Source organism: Moorella naiadis (nom. illeg.), assembly GCF_051020825.1.
Taxonomy (GTDB): Bacteria; Bacillota; DSM-521; order Neomoorellales; family Neomoorellaceae; genus Neomoorella; species Neomoorella naiadis.
This window is the reverse complement of sequence record NZ_JAXGFQ010000004.1, coordinates 135,078-152,755: the sequence shown is the minus strand read 5'-3', so window position 1 is coordinate 152,755 and position 17,678 is coordinate 135,078. Positions and strand designations below refer to the sequence as shown.

The window sequence follows — 17,678 nt, the reverse complement described above, 5'->3', positions numbered from 1 at the left end:
ATAAGCTAGGAGGAGCTACATAATGGCCAAACAAGTAGTCTTTGACCGTGAAGCCAGGGAGGCTCTGGAAAACGGCATTACCAAACTCACTGAGGCCGTCCGGGTTACCCTGGGACCCCGGGGCCGGAACGTGGTCCTGGAAAAGAAATTCGGGGCGCCGACCATCACCAATGACGGTGTGACCATTGCCAAAGAGGTAGAGTTAAAAGATCCCCTGGAGAATGTGGGCGCCCTGCTGGTCCGGGAGGTGGCCTCCAAGACTAACGACGTCGCCGGCGACGGTACCACCACCGCCTGCGTCCTGGCCCAGGCCATTGTCCGGGAGGGTATGAAGAACGTAGCCGCCGGGGCCAACCCCATGTTCATGAAGAAAGGGATCCAGAGGGCTGTAGAAGCCGTGGTGGCGAACCTGAAGTCTCAGGCCCGGCCGGTGGAAAGCAAGGACTCCATCAGCCAGGTAGCCGCCATTTCCGCCAATGATCCTCAGATTGGCTCCCTGGTGGCCGAGGCCATGGAGAAAGTGGGTAAAGACGGGGTCATTACCGTAGAGGAATCCAAGGGTATGGAAACCGCCGTAGACGTCGTGGAAGGCATGCAATTCGACCGCGGCTATATCTCCCCCTATATGGTCACCGACAACGAGCGCATGGAAGCCGTCCTGGAAGAACCCTACATCCTGATTACCGATAAAAAGATTACCGCCGTGGCTGACCTGATACCTGTCCTGGAGAAGGTGGTGCGGACGGGCAAGCCCTTGCTCATCATCTGCGAAGATATGGAGGGCGAAGCCCTGGCTACCCTGGTGGTCAATAAGCTCCGGGGCACCTTTACCTGCGTGGCCGTCAAGGCGCCGGCCTTCGGCGACCGGCGCAAGGCCATGCTGCAAGATATCGCTATCCTGACGGGCGGCCGGGTGATCACCGAAGAAACCGGCCTGAAGCTGGAGAACGCCACCCTGGATATGCTGGGGCAGGCGCGCCAGGTCCGGGTGGGTAAAGAAGAGACCACCATCGTCGAAGGCCGCGGCAAGGACGAGGCCATTGAGGCCCGGGTAGCCCAGATTCGCCGGGAGTATGAAGACTCCACCTCTGATTACGATCGGGAGAAACTCCAGGAACGCCTGGCCAAGCTGGCCGGTGGCGTGGCGGTCATTAAAGTTGGGGCGGCCACCGAAACGGAAATGAAGGAAAAGAAGATGCGCATTGAAGACGCCCTGTCGGCCACCCGGGCGGCAGTGGAAGAAGGTATCGTTGCCGGCGGCGGCACGGCCCTGGTACGCGCCCAGGCAGTCTTAAAGGATGTCCAGGCCCTGGGCGACGAACTGACGGGGGTGCGCCTGGTCTACCGCGCCCTGGAGGAACCCCTGCGCCAGATCGCGGCCAATGCCGGCGTCGAGGGTTCGGTAGTTGTGGAGAAGGTGCGCCAGAGTAGCGACGGCCTGGGCTTTAACGCCGCTACTCTGGAGTATGTCAACCTTATTGAGGCCGGTATCGTTGATCCGGTCAAAGTGACCCGTTCCGCCCTGGAGAATGCCGCCAGCATTGCTTCCCTGGTCCTGACCACGGAAAGCGTGGTAGCCGACATTCCGGAAGAAGAACCGCCTATCCCCGGCGGCGGTATGCCCGGTGGTGGCGGTATGCCCATGATGTAGAAGGCAGGCAAGTTATTTCCCGGGCCCCGGCGTTTAAAACGCCGGGGCCCTTTTGGCAGGAAATGGGGCGGCCGTGGCGAATACAACAATGATTTTTGGTAAAGGTTACATGGCGCAGCCGGTTCTTCCTGGATGCGCTGGCGGCAAGCCCCCAGCGGGGGTTTTAACCGCAATGGTGGCGTAGGGGAAGATAGAGAGGAAATAAAGTAAAGGATGAAGTACATGCCACAGCACCTGCAAGTAGAAGTTCTAACCTCCCAACCGGTGGGGACGGATACCTGCCTGCTGAAGCTAAAGGCCCCGGATTTGGCCCGCGCCGCCCGGCCGGGCCAGTTTGTGCATCTTCTTTGTGGAGAGGGCCGGGACCCTCTCCTGCGGCGGCCTTTGAGCATCCATGACGCCGGCGGGGGGGAAGTGACCCTTTTTTACCAGGTCAAGGGCCGGGGTACGTCCTGGTTGAGCCGGCGGCAGCCCGGTAGCAGGGTGGATCTCCTGGGGCCCCTGGGCCGGGGGTTTACCCTGGTAGCCGGCGGGAGGCTGGCCCTGATGGCCGGGGGTCTGGGGATGGCGCCCCTGTTTTTCCTGGCCCGGGTGGCCCGGGAGATAGGCAACACCGTTGATTTTTTTTACGGCGCCCGGGACCGGCAGGGTCTGCACCGCCTGGAGGACCTGGAGGGTCTGGGTGTCCGGCTATATCTCGCTACCGACGACGGCAGCGCCGGCTTGCATGGGTCGGTGACGGCCCTCTGGGAACAGCAGTTACAGGGTAGAGTCTACGACCGCGCTTATGCCTGCGGTCCCCGGCCGGCCCTGGCGGCCTTTGCCCGCCTGGCGGCAGCAGCGGGTATACCGGCGGAAGTCTCCCTGGAAGAGCGGATGGCCTGCGGTTTTGGCGCCTGCCGGGGCTGTGTAACCGCCCTGCGCGACGCCCGGGGTGAAAAGTATTACGAGAATGTCTGTACCGGCGGCCCCGTCTTTGACGCTGCCGCCGTCTGCTGGGAGGACTGATAATGGAGTTGGCTAAGAAAGAGGCTAAAGGCACTCCTGGTTCTCCAGGCCAGGCAACTGTTTCCGGGGCCAGCACGGGAACCACCGGGGCTGACGCCGCGATCGAGGCCGTTGTAGGTCCCAGGCCCGGAGCCGGCGCCGGGGTTGACCTGGGGGTAGAGATAGCGGGCCTGAAGCTGGCGAATCCGGTCCTGCCGGCCTCCGGTACCTTTGGTTTCGGTGAGGAATTCACCCCATTTATCGATTTGAACCGCTTGGGGGCCATTGTGGTCAAGACCATCACCCTTCACCCCACCCCGGGCAACCCGCCCCCGCGCTTAATGGAGACCCCCGGCGGTTTGCTTAACTCCATCGGCCTGCAGAACCCGGGCCTGGAGGTTTTCCTCCGGGAGAAACTGCTCTACCTGCGCCAGTTCGCGCCCCCGCTGATCGTCAACATCGCCGGGCGAACAGTAGCCGAATACGGGGAACTGGCAGCCCGCTTGAGCGCTGCGGAAGGCATCGCCGCCCTGGAGGTCAATATCTCCTGCCCCAATGTCAAGGAAGGCGGCATCGTCTTTGGCACTGAACCGGCCATGGCCGCCCAGGTGACGGCAGCCGTGCGTAGGGAGACCAACCTGCCGGTAATTGTCAAGCTGACCCCCAATGTAACGGACATCACGACTATAGCTAGGGCGGTGGTGGACGCCGGTGCCGATGCCCTCTCCCTCATTAATACCCTGCAGGGTATGGCTATTGATATTGACACTCGCCGGCCGTCCCTGGCCAACATTGTCGGGGGGTTAAGCGGCCCGGCCGTCAAACCGGTGGCCCTTTACGCCGTCTGGCGGGTAGCCCGGGCGGTACAGGTGCCGCTAATTGGTATGGGCGGCATTACTACCGCCCGGGACGCCATCGAGTTCCTCCTGGCCGGGGCTAGCGCCGTAGCTGTGGGAACGGCCAGCCTGGTCAACCCGCGGGCTTTAATCGCGGTTATCGAAGGGCTGGAGAGTTATCTGATGGCAAAGGGCCTGACCGGAGTACGGGAGTTGATCGGCGCCTGCCGCGGATAGCAGCAGGAAGCGCGTTGAATTGCACCCCTCCTATGCAGGTCACGTGCCTGGTGGGCGCGAAGGTAGGCAGCTCACTAATCCCCGTGTTAGCGGCAGGTGTGTTCGCTATAAATCTTCATGAGGTGAAAAAATATGCTTAGCCACGATGAAATCATGACTATTTTCCGCCGCACCGGCGTCCTTTGGGAGGGACACTTTATCCTGACCTCCGGTCTGCACAGCGGCCGTTACCTCCAGTGCGCCCGGGTGCAGCAGTTTCCTGCTGAGAATACCATTCTCTGCCGCGACCTGGCGACCAGGTTTAAAGACCGAGGCATCACCACGGTCATCGGCCCGGCCATTGGGGCGATTATCATGGCCTATGAGGTAGCCCGTCATCTGGGGGCCAGGTCCCTTTTTACCGAGCGGGAGAATGGCGTCATGACCCTGCGTCGGAGCTTCACCCTCGAACCAGGGGAAAAGGTCCTGGTGGTGGAGGACGTAATCACCACCGGTGGGTCGGTACGGGAGGTAGTTGAGGTAGTAAAGGAACACGGGGCCATCCCGGTGGCGGCCGGTGTCCTGGTGGATCGCAGTGGCGGCCGGGCGGATGTTGGTGTGCCCATTGAGCCCCTGATTACCTTTAATATCGAGACCTACGAGCCGGACGACTGCCCTCTTTGCCGCCAGGGAATCCCGGTAGTCAAGCCCGGTAGCCGGCACATTAAATCTTAAGGGAGAAGAGTCGCTGCACGCCCAATCTACCATTGACATTACAGTCGAGGAAATATATACTATTATTGGAACCCCAAAAAACATGAGCAAAGAAGCTCAGGGAGCAAAGTGGCCACCTATCATCAATGATAGGTGGTTTTATTTTTTACCAGCCCGGTAGCCAAAACCGGGAAAGGTAGTGTATCTACCCGACCTGGCGATACCAGAAATAGAGAATATATAGTAAAAAATAGGCGCTCAAAATGGGAAATAGAGGTTATCCTGCCAGGTGGTTCAGGCTACAACATCTAATAACCAGTAGGCCCGATGATTTGTAGAAATCTTACAAAGGTGATTGCCTGAAAAGAGAAAAACTTATAATAGAGAAAAAGTTGTTAGATGGTGAAGGCATGATGCCGGGAAGGCCCTATTGTTGCCGGGCTATAAGGTGCGGGAGGTATTTCTACCAGCTGCTGCAGGAGACTTCAACCGCAGTTATCATGGGCCTGACAATACCGACAGGGGAGGTACTTTCCTCCGGGGATCAGGCCACGGTGTCGCGGGACCCCGCTGCCAGCAAGCCCGGATCTCCACAGGTTACAACTCAAACCATCAAAGCAGGAGGATATGTCCATAGCGTCTTCCATCGCGTTATCAATTTCTACCTGGGCTCCGAGCTCTTCGCCCTGGCAGGGCCAGAAAAGGGTAATGCCGCCGCCTTCATCATCATTGACCTTCCGGAAAATATCAATTTTTGCGTCCTGGGTATAAGGCAGGATCTGCCCGTTACCTTGGCCGGCGGTTGGCTGCGAGTAGGTGATGCTCTGGAGATTGATTGCCGGGGGAGCATCCCCTGGCAGGGCCGCAGGCCGGAGGAGTTGCGTTGGGAAGGGGAAGGGTTAGCATGGGCGAATGTGGCGGCCCTGGGGCAGGCCATCAGCCGCTGGGGAACAAAGGGCGGGGTGGGGTATCCCGCCGGCCGCCATAATCCCTACCAGCCGGTGGTAGAACTGCTGGAGCAATTAAGGGCGGGACTCCTGGGTAGAGGCCCATGCCGCCGGGCGGCATCAGCAGTGGATGAAAGTAATAAGCCATGTTATTTACAGGGTCTTAAAGGTGATCGTCTGGATGGAGCGGTGAATGGTCTCCTGGGTTACGGGCCGGGCTTAACACCCAGCGGTGATGACTTATTGCTGGGGTTACTGGCAGCTACCAGCGGGGGGACCGACTATCAGGAGCAACTGGCAGGATTACACCGGGCCATAGCGGACAACCTGAAGCGTACCAACACCATCAGCGCTTTTTTCCTGGGGCAGGCCCTGGGGGGTGACTACCATGAATACGTGCAGGAGGTTGTCTATGCAGTAATCAACGGGATACCGACCCAGGTGACGGCCATGGCCCGCCGCCTGCTGGGCTTGGGGGCGACCTCCGGGACGGATATCGCCCGGGGTATCTACCTGGGATTTTCCTGGGTATCGCCAGGCGATTGGCAGGCAGCCGGACATTAGCGAGCAAAGAAAGCATTGCCCTCGGTGACTGGTACTGTTGCCATGCGGGTATCCCGGCGACAGGCAGGGTCCTGGGCCTCATCATCACCTGCTGTCTAGCAAAAAAGCGTTTTTATTTGGCCGCTAAACCCGGCCGGGGGCATAAAATCATCGTCAGCAAAGGAGTCGTATTGAATTGGCAGCAACCAGAGGGAAAGCGCTGGCCGGCCGCGCCGGCAGAGCGCAATATTCAGGGAAAGCGGGGGTGGCGGAGTGCTAACGAAAACAATTATTAAACCAAACACCTATTTTGATTCGGTAACGCTGATGCGCATCTCCGGCCAGTTAGCCGAGATGGAAGGGGTCCAGGACATCCTGGTCGGTATGGGTACAGATCTCAACAAGGAATCCCTGGCCCGGGTCGACCTTTTGACCGGTGAGGCCGGGGCAGCCTCGCCCAATGATCTGCTTATCGGCGTCCGGGTGACCGGGGAGGAGGTCCTGGAGCGGGTTTTCCAGAAGATCGACGAATTGCTGAGCCAGCGCCGCGATAGTACAGCGGATGGTAGCGAGGGGGCCCCTAAGGAACAGCTGCGCAGTATTGCCCGGGCCTGCCAATCCCAGCCGGGTTATAACCTGGCCCTCATCTCCGTGCCGGGTATTTACGCCGCCCGGGAAGCCCGGGAGGCCCTGCACCAGGGGATGCACGTCTTCCTCTTCAGCGACAATGTCAGCGTGGAAGACGAAATTGATCTTAAAAAGAAGGCCACGGCTAAAGGTTTGCTGATGATGGGGCCTGATTGCGGTACGGCCATCATCAACGGCGTGCCCCTGGGTTTCGCCAACCGCGTCCGGCGGGGAGGAATCGGCATTGTCGGCGCCTCAGGTACAGGTATTCAACAGGTGACAACTCTGATTGACGGTCTGGGGAAAGGGATCAGTCAGGCCATCGGTACCGGCGGCCGCGACTTATCGGCCAGGGTGGGCGGTATGACGACGCTGGCGGCACTAGACGCTTTGGCCGCCGATGAGCAGACTAAAGTAATTGTCCTGATCTCCAAACCGCCGGCACCGGAAGTAGCCGCGAAGGTCCTGGACCGGGCGGCAGACACGGGGAAACCAGTGGTGTTGTGCCTGTTAGGAGCCGGGACCATGCCAGTTGAGGGCAAAGGGATTATCCAGTGCCGCAACCTGGAAGAGACAGCCCTCCAGGCCGTCTCCCTGGTCCGGGGCGGCCAGCCGGTCATCCTACCGGAAGAGGGCGGCGACCGGCCGGCCCAGGAATTCCTGGCAAGAAGGAAACCTAACCAAAAATATGTCCGTGCCTTATACGGTGGCGGTACCCTCTGTGATGAGGCTATGACCGTCTTCCGCGATGCTGGGATTCCCATATTCTCCAATGTTCCCCTGACCCCGGAAGAAAACCTGGCCAATGTAGAACGTAGCCAGGGGCATACCTTCCTGGATATGGGGGAGGATTACTTTACCCGCGGCCGGCCCCATCCCATGCTGGAACCGTCCCTGAGAATACCGCGCCTCCTCCAAGAGGCCGCCGACCCGGAAGTAGCAATAATCCTTCTCGACGTAATCCTGGGTCACGGTTCCCACAGCGACCCGGCCGGTGTTACCGCCCGCGGCATACAGCAGGCCCGGCAGCGGGCCGCGACGGCAGGCAGGCAGCTGTTCTTTATCACCGCCCTCATTGGTACGGCCGCTGATCCCCAGGGGTTGGAGCAGCAACGGCGCCTGCTGGAGGAGGCCGGGGTAGCTGTTTTCACCAGTAACGTGCGGGCGGCCCGGGTGGCGGCTTCCCTGGCTCAAGAGATAGCAGCGCCGGAAAGGATGTGAGGTTGAATGGCGATTAACGAACTCTTTCAACAGGAAATCAAAGCCCTTAACCTGGGCAATGCCGGCTTTGCTTCCGAACTACAGAGCGTGGGAGTCGAGGTTACCAACTTGGACTGGGAGCCGCCGGCCCGGGGTCGGGTGGAATTAATCGCCGCCCTGGAGCAATTAAGCCACCGCCCGGATATTGACGCCGCCAACCAGGAGGCCTTCAACCGTTATGCCTCGTCGGTGCCGGTCCTGGTGGATATTCGTCGCGCCTTGGATGTCATCCCGGGCATGACCCCGGACACCTTTTTCCATGCCGGCCCGCCCCTAACCTGGGAGCGGATGCCCGGCCCCATGCGGGGGGCGGTAATCGGCGCCTTGATCTACGAAGGACGGGCGGCGACGCCGGATGAAGCCGAAGATTTGGCATCTTTAGGAGCCATTACCTTTAAACCCTGCCATGAGCACGGCGCCGTCGGCCCCATGGCCGGGATTATCTCCCCTTCCATGCCGGTCTTCGTCATCCACAACCAGACCCACGGCAATGACGCCTACTGTACCATGAACGAGGGCCTGGGCAAGGTGCTGCGTTTCGGCGCCTACAGCCAGGAGGTCATCGACCGCCTGCGCTGGATGGAAAGGGTCCTGGCCCCGGGATTGCAAAAGGCCATTCGCCTCTCGGGGGGTATTGACCTGCGGGCTCTAATCGCCCAGGCCCTGCATATGGGCGATGAAGTCCACAATCGTAATAAGGCGGCTACTTCCCTCTTTTTCCGGACCATCGCCCCGTACCTGGTCCAGGCCGAACTACCGGGTGACGAACTGGCCGCCATTCTCAACTTCATTAATGGTAACGATCACTTTTTCCTGAACCTCTCCATGCCGGCCTGTAAGGCCATGCTCGACGCCGCCCATGGGGTAGAAAAGAGCACCATGGTTACCACCTTGACCCGTAACGGTACGGACTTCGGCATCCGCGTCAGTGGCCTGCCCGGTCGTTGGTTTACCGGCCCGGCCCAGATGGTCAGGGGCCTCTACTTCCCCGGCTTCAGTGAGGCCGATGCCAACCCCGATATCGGCGATAGCGCCATCACCGAGACAGCCGGCGTGGGTGGGTTTGCCATGGCCGCGGCCATCGCCATTGTCCAGTTTGTCGGCGGCAAACCCCAGGACGCTTTGCATTATTCCAACCGCATGTACGAAATTACCCTGCAAGAGAACCCGTCTTATTCCATCCCGATCTTTGATTTCCGCGGCACACCTACCGGCATTGACGTCCGCAAGGTGGTCGAGAACAACATCCTGCCCCAGATCAATACCGGTATCGCCCACCGGGAGGCCGGGGTGGGCCAGGTGGGTGCCGGCCTGGTCAATCCACCCTGGGAATGCTTCGCCGGGGCCATCCTGGCCCTGGCTGAGCAATACGGCGCGGGAGGTGAGGCGAAGGGTTAGTAAGAGTTGCCGGCAGCAGGGGGCTAACGCCCCCAAGAATGAATCTGACGTTAGGGTGGGGATATGTCCCGGAGCCGCGAATAGTGGAGCGCCGGTAACAGGACAGGCGAGGTGAGGCAACCGCTGCCGCCGCCGAGGACGCCTGAACGTTCCCTGGCGAGGAATATGGCGTAATCTCATAAAGAAATAAAGCCTTGCTGAGCGAAAAGCCTTTTCATGGGCAATCCACAGGCGGCGTGCAGCGGTCCGAACCGAGCCGTAGTCCTGTCGGCGCGTAACTCCTGAGCGGCGCAGGGACATATCCCCACCCACAGAGCAAGGTTTTGGGGGAAATTCTATATTAGGAAGAGGAGGAGATAGCCATGCTGAAGAACTGGAACAACGTCAAGATGTACGATCTGACCCAACCCCTGAGCCACCTAACGCCACCGTGGCCCACTTACGAACCCCTGCAGATTAAATTCTTCAAACGCCTGTGCCCCAATGGCGCCAACGGCCAGATCCTGACCCATTCCAACCATGTGGGAACCCACCTGGACGGCCCCATCCATTTTTGCGGTTATGGAGGGGATATCGCCAGCCTACCCCTGAAAGATTTCCTGGTAGGGCCGGGGGTGGTTGTTGACCTGAGTGATATCGCTGAAGACTATGGCATATATACTTCCAAGGATATTACCGATCGCGTCGAGGTCAAAGAAGGGGACATCCTTATTATCCATACCGGTTACCATCACTACTCCTGGGATCAACCCCAGGCCGACGAGGTGCGTTATTTTACCAAGCACCCCGGTCCGACTCGGGAATTCGCCGACTGGTGCTATAAGATGAAGATTAAATGGATCGGCGTCGACTGCGGTTCCGCCGATCATCCCATGAACACCAAGATTCGTGAGTGGATGCCGGTCCAGGCTAAGGAATGCGACGCCTATATGCGCCGGAAATATAACAAGTCCATTGACGAACTGCTGCCGCCCCAGGATTACCAGGTGATGCATATTGCTCTCTTCCCTTATAATATCATCCACGCCGAAAACGTCGGTGGCGATATTGATAAGATCCTCGGCCGGCGGATGATTATCGGTTGCTTCCCCTGGCGCTTTGTCGGCGGGGAGTCCTGCATTAGCCGTATTGTGGCCTTCGATGAGGAATAGTTAAGGGGGCATAGCTTTGCCCCTTTACTGGCTACCTGCCGCGGGCACCGGTAGAGGGGCAAGATTAATTTCTATGGTTAAATGGGAGGTGGAACCAATGGCCGTGTTAGATTACTTTAAGCCGGCGAGCCTGAGCGAGGCGGTGGCCCTCCTGGAGCAATATGGGGATGAGGCCAGGGTCCTGGCCGGCGGTACGGACATTATCGTTAATTTACGGGATAAAGCCCTGCAATGCAAATACCTCATCGATATTAAGGCTATCCCGGAGATGCAGGAACTCCGGTATAGCGAGGGAGAGGGCCTGGTCGTTGGCGGGGCCGTTACCATCAACCAGCTTCTCCAGGCACCACAGGTCCGGGAAAACTACCCCATCTTGATTCAGGCCGGCAGTTCCCTGGCCAATACCCTGGTCCGCAACCGGGCAACCTTCCTGGGCAACCTGTGCAACGCTTCCCCGGCTGCCGATATGGCCCCGGCGGCCCTGGTTCTGGGGGCGGCGGTGGTGGCCGTTGCGAAAACGGGTTCCCGGCGTATACCCCTGGCGGAGTTCTTCAGCGGGGTTAAGCAAAACGTCCTGCAAAGGGGCGAAATAGCGGCAAAAATTGCAATTCCTGTTTCAGCTGGCCGGGGTATTTACCTGAAGAAGTCACGAATCAAAGGCCATGACCTCGCCCAGGTAGGGGTGGCCGGTTTCCTGGGTGTGGACGGGCAACTACGTCTGGCCTTGGGGGCCGTGGCACCAGTGCCCGTCTTGGTGCAGGATTTGGGACCGGTCCGGGACGGTGACCTGCGGCAGGAGGAGCGCATCACAGCCATCGTTGACCAGGTGCTGGCCCGGGTCAAGCCCATTAGCGACCAGAGGGCCTCCCGGGAGTACCGCCTGGCCATGGTCGCTTACCTGGTACGGCAGGCCCTGGCTTTCCTGGGGAAGGAGGAGTAAGGCATGAAGCGTATAGTTAGGCTGAAGGTCAACGGGGAAGAATACGCCGCGGCCGTGGAACCCGATAAAACCCTCCTCTGGTTGTTGCGGGAAGAGTTAAACCTGACGGGGACCAAGGAAGGTTGCGGGGCCGGCGAGTGCGGTGCCTGCACGGTGATTTTTAATGGCAAAGCCGTCAACTCCTGCCTGGTCCTGGCCGTGGAGGCCGAAGGGGCGGAGGTTTATACCATTGAAGGCGAGGCCCGGGACGGCCGGCTATCCGAATTGCAAAAGGCTTTTATCGAGCATAACGCCCTCCAGTGCGGTTTCTGTACTCCGGGGATGGTCATGGCCGCTCGGGCATTGTTGAACCAGAACCCGCATCCCACCGAGGAAGAGATCAAGGATGCCATGGAAGGCAACCTTTGCCGTTGCACAGGGTATGTGCCGATTATTGAGGCGATAAAAGATGTTGCCGCAAAGGGGGGACAGGAATGAGCCAGAGCCTCATTGGCGTGGGAGTGCCTCGCATTGACGGTGTCGAGAAGGTTACCGGCGAAGCCCTTTATGTTCATGACCTGAAGATCCAGGGGATGCTTTACGCCGCCCTTAAGACCAGCCCTTATGCCCACGCCCGTATCAAGAAGATTGACACCAGTAAAGCCAAGGCCTTGCCGGGGGTCAAGGCGGTCCTCACCGGCCAGGACGTGCCTTATAAACTGGGCCTTTATATGATCGACCGGCCCCTGCTGGCCACCGGCAAGGTCCGTTATTACGGCGAGCCGGTGGCAGCCGTGGCGGCCCTGGACCTGGATACGGCCCGGGAAGCAGTGGAGCTCATTGAGGTCGAGTATGAACCCCTGCCGGTGATCCAGGATGTCGAAGAAGCCCTCAAAGAGGGAGCGCCCCTGGTCCACGAGGATTTGGAGACTTATTCCTGGATCAAGGGCGTGTATTTCCCGCAACCAGGGACCAATATTGCCAATCATTTCAAAATACGCAAGGGCAACCTGGAGGCCGGATTTGCCGCCGCCGATGAGATTATTGAAAATAGCTTTTTCCAGCCCCAGGTGCTGCATATGCCCCTGGAAACCCATGTTACCATAGCTAAATGGTCTACCGGCGACAGGATTAAAATCTGGACCAGCGCCCAGTCACCCTTCGCCGTGCGTGACCTCCTAAGTATGACCGTGGGGGTACCCCGCAGCCAGATTGAGGTGATTGTGCCCTATGTCGGCGGCGGTTTCGGCGGGAAAGCGGGTATTCACTTGGAAGCTTTGGTGGCTTGCCTGTCCCGGGCGGCCCATGGCCGGCCAGTAAAACTGACGGCCACCCGGGAGGAGGAGATCGCTAGCCTGCCGTGCCGCCAGGGGTTGCTGTCGAAGATTAAGACCGGGGTGACTAGGGAAGGCCGCATCGTCGCCGAGGAGATTGCCTACCTTTGGGATGCCGGAGCCTACGCCGATTACGGGGTCAATATCGGCCGGGCCTCAGGCTATTCCGGCGTCGGACCATATGAGATTGATAACGTTAAGATCGATTCCTACACCATTTATACCAACCATATTTTTGGCACCGCCTACCGGGGCTTCGGCCACGCCGAGTTTTTCTGGGCCGTTGAGCGCCAGCGAGACATCATCGCCAAAAAATTAGGCATGGATGCCTTGGAGTTCCGGATGAAGAACCTGCTCAAGCCGGGTTCAGTTACGATAACCGGGGAAAAGATCCACGAAAATACCGGCCGGGTTGATAAGTGCCTGGCCCTGGTAGCCGAGAAAATCGGCTGGCCCCTAGTCAAGACGGAAGAGGAGAAGGCCCGGGAGAAGGCAACCGGCAAGTATCGGGGCCTGGGCTTGGCAGTACTTCATAAAGCGCCGGCCATGCCGCCGTCCACCGCCTCTTCGGCAATTATCAAAATGAACGAAGACGGCTCAGTAAACGTTATGGTCAGCGGCATCGATTACGGCCAGGGCACCTATACTACCTTGGCCCAGCTCGCCGCCGAGAGACTACACCTCCCCCTGGAGAAGGTCCATGTCGTCTGGGAAACCAATACAGAAACCAGTCCCTACGATTGGCAGACGGTGGCCAGCCGCTTCACCGTCATGGGGGGCAACTCGGTGATCCGCGCCTGCGACGACTTGCTGGCCCAGATGAAGAGCCTGGCGGCGGCCATCCTGCGGGCGGCCGAGGAGGAGCTGGAATTCGGCCGGGAAGAGATCTACGTCCGCCACCACCCTGATAAGCGACTGGCCTACCGGGAGCTGGCTATAGGTTATACGTATGAAAATGGCAACGCCGTTGGCGGCCCCCTGATCGGCCGCGGCCGCTATATTGCCCAGGGCCTGAGCTTCTTGGACGCCGAAACCGGCCAGGGCCGGCCGGCCCTGGATTGGACCTATGGCGCCCACGGCATTGAGATCGAAGTTGATACCGCCACCGGCGATATTAAAGTCTGCAAAATAGTCTCGGCCTTCGATGTCGGGAGAGTCCTCAACGAAATGCTGGTCAAGGGCCAAGTAATCGGCGGTGTCGTCCAGGGCCTGGGGACGGCCTTCACCGAGGTGCTGCGCTATAACGGAGAGGGCAGGCTGCTGACTCGCAACCTGGTGGATTATAAAATCTTGACGGCTAAAGACCTGCCTGACGCTATGGAGATCTATTTTGTCGAAACCCCGCAACTTGACGGTCCCTACGGTGCCCGGGGTGTCGCCGAACATCCCATGATCTCCATTACCTCGGCCATCGGCAATGCCCTGGCCAACGCCACCGGCCTGGAGATGTACGAGGTACCCTTGTCGGCGGAAAGGGTTTACCTGGCCTGGCAAGAGCAGGCCGGGCGGAAGTAGTTGAGGCGACACCAGGTACAAGGATAAAAAGGGCAAGAACGGGCACTATGAAGTGGATTCCCGGGCACAGTGCTACTTGGGATAATATGGGATAATAATGGTAAGGTTAGCAGTTCCAGGTAGCACTGCGCCTGCTGGATATCAACTAACCGGCTGGAAATGCAGCGGTCGTGTTTGAGGGGGGATCAGTATGAATGCCTAAATAGGAGATAGCATGGGGAATTTTGCTAAATTAGGAAATGTGGCGACCATTTCATGGGGGGCTAACGACTTCTTGGCTAACCATGAAAATGGGGCAACCAAAAGATCCGTCCCTATGTTTGCAATTCATTAGAGGGAGGAATGGTAAATGGCCCAAAGGCGCGTTATTCAAGTAGAAGAAAAGCTGCCGATTTTTGAAACTATACCTTTAAGCCTGCAACACCTGATGGCCATGTTTGGCGCTACCGTGCTGGTGCCTTACCTGTTCAAGATTAACCCGGCCATCGCCCTGCTCATGAACGGTTTCGGCACCCTGCTCTACAGTTTTGTTACCAAAGGCGGTATCCCCGCTTACCTGGGTTCCAGCTTTGCCTTTATCGCCCCGACGCTCTTAATTATTTCTAAAGTGGGTTATAACCATGCCCAGTCGGGGTACATTTTCTTCGGCCTTTGCTTTGTCATAGTATCGTTTATTATTCGTGCAGTAGGCACCAAGTGGATTAATATCGTTATGCCGCCGCCGGTTATGGGCGCCGTGGTGGCTGTCATCGGCCTGGAATTGGCACCGGTGGCGGCGCAAATGGCCGGCCTGACAGCTGATAAAGTCGACCCTAACGCTATCATGGTTTCCATATTTACCTTGCTGGTCGGCGTCATCGGTACGGTGGTCTTCCGCGGTTTTTTGCAGATTATTCCCGTCCTGACGGCGGTGGTTTGTGGTTATATCTTGGCCCTATTTAAAGGCATGGTCGATCTGAGTATCATCGCCCAGGCGCCATGGTTCAAAATCCCCGAGTTTCACGCCCCGGTCTTTGATTTTAACGCTATAGCTATTATTGCACCGGCAGTGATCGTCGTGCTGGCGGAGCATATCGGCCACCTGATTGTTACGGGCAACATCTGCGAACGCGATCTGGTCAAGGACCCCGGCCTGCACCGTTCCTTATTGGGCGATGGCTTGAGCAATATCATCTCCGGTTTTACCGGGTCCCCGCCCAATACTACCTACGGTGAAAACATCGGCGTCATGGCTATTACCCGCGTTTATTCTGTTTGGGTCATCCGCGGGGCGGCGATTATTGCCATCATCATCTCGACCATTGGTAAATTCGCCGCCGCCATCCAGTCCATTCCGGTGCCGGTCATGGGCGGTATCTGCATCCTCCTTTACGGTACTATCGCTGCTCAGGGCATCCGTTTGCTGGTAGAACAGATGGTTGATTTCAGCCGTAACTATAATATTGTTTTGTCGGCCGTAGTTTTCGTTATTGGCGTCAGCGGCGCTAAACTGACCATGGGTACGGTAGAGCTGAAGGGAATGGCCCTGGCGGCTACGGTGGGCGTAGTTCTATCGCTAGTTATTTACTTGCTCAATTCCCTGGGGTGGTTGAATGAGGCATTGGAGTCCTCAGGGGACTCTTTGAGTCGTAAAAGCCAGATTAGCCAGTAGAGATGGGGTTCTTTTAAGCGTGGTTTGATAAGGCAAAAAACGGAATAAAATTGTAAAAATAGGAAGGAATAGCGCCTTTTATGGCGAAATAATGCTCGAAGTGAGGGGCAAGTGCCCCCTCGCTCCGGGCATTTTGCTTCTCAAACCAATCTTAGAGGGGAGAAAGCTATGCTAGACGTTAGTTATCTTGAGGGCCAGGCTACAGAAATAAGCCGGGAATTGGGCATGCCCCTGGGGCGCATCCTAGAATTGCCTATCTTCCACCAGAGCCGGATCCTGGCCGGCAGCAGCGGCCTGGGGCGCCTAGTTACCGGGGTTAATATCATGGAAGTCCCGGATATTACCAACTGGGTTAAGCCGGGGCAGCTGCTGGTGACTACCGGCTTTGCCATCCGGGATAACAGGGAAGCCCAGGAAAACCTGATTCCCTCCCTGGTCCAGCTGGGCCTGGCCGGACTTTGTATTAAGACCAGGCGGTACCTGGCGGAAGTCCCCTCGTCCATGCTCTGCCAAGCAAATACTTACGATTTGCCCTTGATCGAATTGCCGCCGGATATAGGCTTCGCCGATTTGATTTATGAAGTCCTGAGCGCTATCCTCCAAGAACAATCGGCTTACCTGTCGCGGATGCTGGATGTCCACAGCGCCCTGATGCAGATTATGCTGGAGGGCGGCGGGTTGCAAAAAATAGCCGATACCCTGGCCGGCCTGGTGGAGAATACGGTTTATATTAATGACCTTATTAATGACCGCCACGTTTACAGTTGTGTCAACTGGCCGGTAAGCGATATGGAAACTTTAATAGCGGCCAACCGAGAAAGAATCAATTTCAACGAAGGGATGCTCCTTACCCAGGAGGACCGGGAAGAGTTGCTCATTGACGAGCGTAGTATCGGTTTTTTTAGTATGCCCCTGATGGTAGCCAGTGAGATTTACGGCTACATCCGCATCTGGGAAACCAGGCGTCCCTTAACTAATAATGATATTAAAACCCTGGAGCGTTTGTCCGTGGCGGCGGCCCTGGAGATTGCCCGGGAGCGCTCTTTGCGGGAAGTGGAGCGGCGCTATGCCAATGAGTTTCTGAATCACATTTTAAGCGGGCGTATCGAGGATACCGAGATGGAGATCCAGAACGCCCGCAAGTTCGGTTGGGACCTGCAAAAGGACTACGTTGTCGCCCTAATTCAAACGACACCGCCCCAACAGAGCAGAATAGATAAGCAGGAGATCCGGAACAGGGTGCTGCGGGAATTACCGACGGTAATGTTGGAAAAGGGTGTCACTTGTCTGGCGGGTCTCCGGGGGGAGTACCTGGTTGTACTGCCCGCCATCGCGGCAAAGGGGCTGACTGCCCGGCAGGCCAATGATCAGGCCCGGCAGCGGTTACAGTATGCCCGGGAATACCTCGACTGGGCTTTTAAAGGTTGGGAAGTGCGGATCGGCCTGGGACGTTTTTACCCGGGGATAAGGGGGTTGCAACAGAGTTACCAAGAGGCGAAACAGGCCCTGCGCCTGGGCGAGAATCTCCCCACCCTCCGGGGCGTCATTGCCTTTAGCGACCTAGGTATCTACCGGTTTATCTATGCCAAGGACAGGGATAAAGAGGTTCAGAACTTTCTCCAGGAATCCCTGGGCAAACTACTTGAGTATGACCGGGAAAAGAATACGGAGCTTATCCGTACCTTGCAGGTTTATTTCCAACATCACGGCAACCTGAAGAAAGTTTCGGAAGCCCTCTTCACCCACTATAATACCATCCTCTATCGCTTGGAACGGATCCAGGAGATCAGCGGCCTGAATCTTGATAATCCCGACGACCGCTTTAATCTGGAGGTAGCCCTAAAACTGTATCTGGGTGCGATGAATAACGATAAAGGCGGATGCCATAGTTTATAGAAAATCTACAAAGGATTATCGGCCCGGTTGGGA

Annotated in this window: 13 protein-coding genes; all 13 read left to right on the top strand. The window is 57.9% G+C overall.

The genetic code is table 11. The features are described from left to right. The first annotated feature begins 22 nt into the window (after positions 1-22). A complete protein-coding gene (groL, locus tag SDD30_RS04115; protein WP_434073670.1) occupies positions 23-1,651 on the top strand; it encodes a chaperonin GroEL in 1,629 nt (542 codons plus the stop codon). A gap of 222 nt (positions 1,652-1,873) precedes the next feature. Continuing rightward, a complete protein-coding gene (locus SDD30_RS04110) occupies positions 1,874-2,659 on the top strand; it encodes a dihydroorotate dehydrogenase electron transfer subunit (RefSeq protein ID WP_434073669.1) in 786 nt (261 codons plus the stop codon). 2 nt (positions 2,660-2,661) lie between these two features. Then, positions 2,662-3,711, top strand: a complete 1,050-nt coding sequence (locus SDD30_RS04105; protein WP_434073668.1) for a dihydroorotate dehydrogenase — start codon at positions 2,662-2,664, stop codon at positions 3,709-3,711. 132 nt (positions 3,712-3,843) lie between these two features. Then, positions 3,844-4,425 carry an orotate phosphoribosyltransferase gene (pyrE, locus tag SDD30_RS04100; RefSeq protein WP_434073667.1) on the top strand — a complete coding sequence of 194 codons (582 nt, stop codon included), beginning with the start codon at positions 3,844-3,846 and terminating at the stop codon, positions 4,423-4,425. Positions 4,426-4,814: 389 nt separating this feature from the next. Further along, complete coding sequence (locus SDD30_RS04095; RefSeq protein WP_434073666.1) at positions 4,815-5,915, top strand: oxamate carbamoyltransferase subunit AllH family protein; 1,101 nt, start codon at positions 4,815-4,817, stop codon at positions 5,913-5,915. Between the two features lie 252 nt (positions 5,916-6,167). Further along, complete coding sequence (gene fdrA / locus SDD30_RS04090; RefSeq protein WP_434073665.1) at positions 6,168-7,742, top strand: acyl-CoA synthetase FdrA; 1,575 nt, start codon at positions 6,168-6,170, stop codon at positions 7,740-7,742. Between the two features lie 6 nt (positions 7,743-7,748). Further along, entirely contained in the window at positions 7,749-9,179 is a 1,431-nt protein-coding gene (locus tag SDD30_RS04085) for a YlbE family protein (RefSeq protein WP_434073664.1), read from the top strand. Between the two features lie 362 nt (positions 9,180-9,541). After that, positions 9,542-10,330, top strand: a complete 789-nt coding sequence (locus SDD30_RS04080; RefSeq protein WP_434073663.1) for a cyclase family protein — start codon at positions 9,542-9,544, stop codon at positions 10,328-10,330. 97 nt (positions 10,331-10,427) lie between these two features. Beyond that, positions 10,428-11,270 carry an FAD binding domain-containing protein gene (locus SDD30_RS04075; protein ID WP_434073662.1) on the top strand — a complete coding sequence of 281 codons (843 nt, stop codon included), beginning with the start codon at positions 10,428-10,430 and terminating at the stop codon, positions 11,268-11,270. Between the two features lie 3 nt (positions 11,271-11,273). Next, complete coding sequence (locus tag SDD30_RS04070) at positions 11,274-11,747, top strand: (2Fe-2S)-binding protein (RefSeq protein WP_434073661.1); 474 nt, start codon at positions 11,274-11,276, stop codon at positions 11,745-11,747. Continuing rightward, on the top strand, positions 11,744-14,098 hold the full coding sequence (locus SDD30_RS04065; protein ID WP_434073660.1) for a xanthine dehydrogenase family protein molybdopterin-binding subunit: 2,355 nt from the start codon (positions 11,744-11,746) through the stop codon (positions 14,096-14,098). Before SDD30_RS04070 ends, SDD30_RS04065 begins: the two co-directional genes overlap by 4 nt. Before the next feature lie 349 nt (positions 14,099-14,447). Then, positions 14,448-15,749, top strand: a complete 1,302-nt coding sequence (uraA, locus tag SDD30_RS04060) for a uracil permease (RefSeq protein WP_434073659.1) — start codon at positions 14,448-14,450, stop codon at positions 15,747-15,749. Positions 15,750-15,917: 168 nt separating this feature from the next. Next, complete coding sequence (locus SDD30_RS04055; RefSeq protein ID WP_434073658.1) at positions 15,918-17,645, top strand: PucR family transcriptional regulator; 1,728 nt, start codon at positions 15,918-15,920, stop codon at positions 17,643-17,645. Positions 17,646-17,678: the final 33 nt, after the last annotated feature.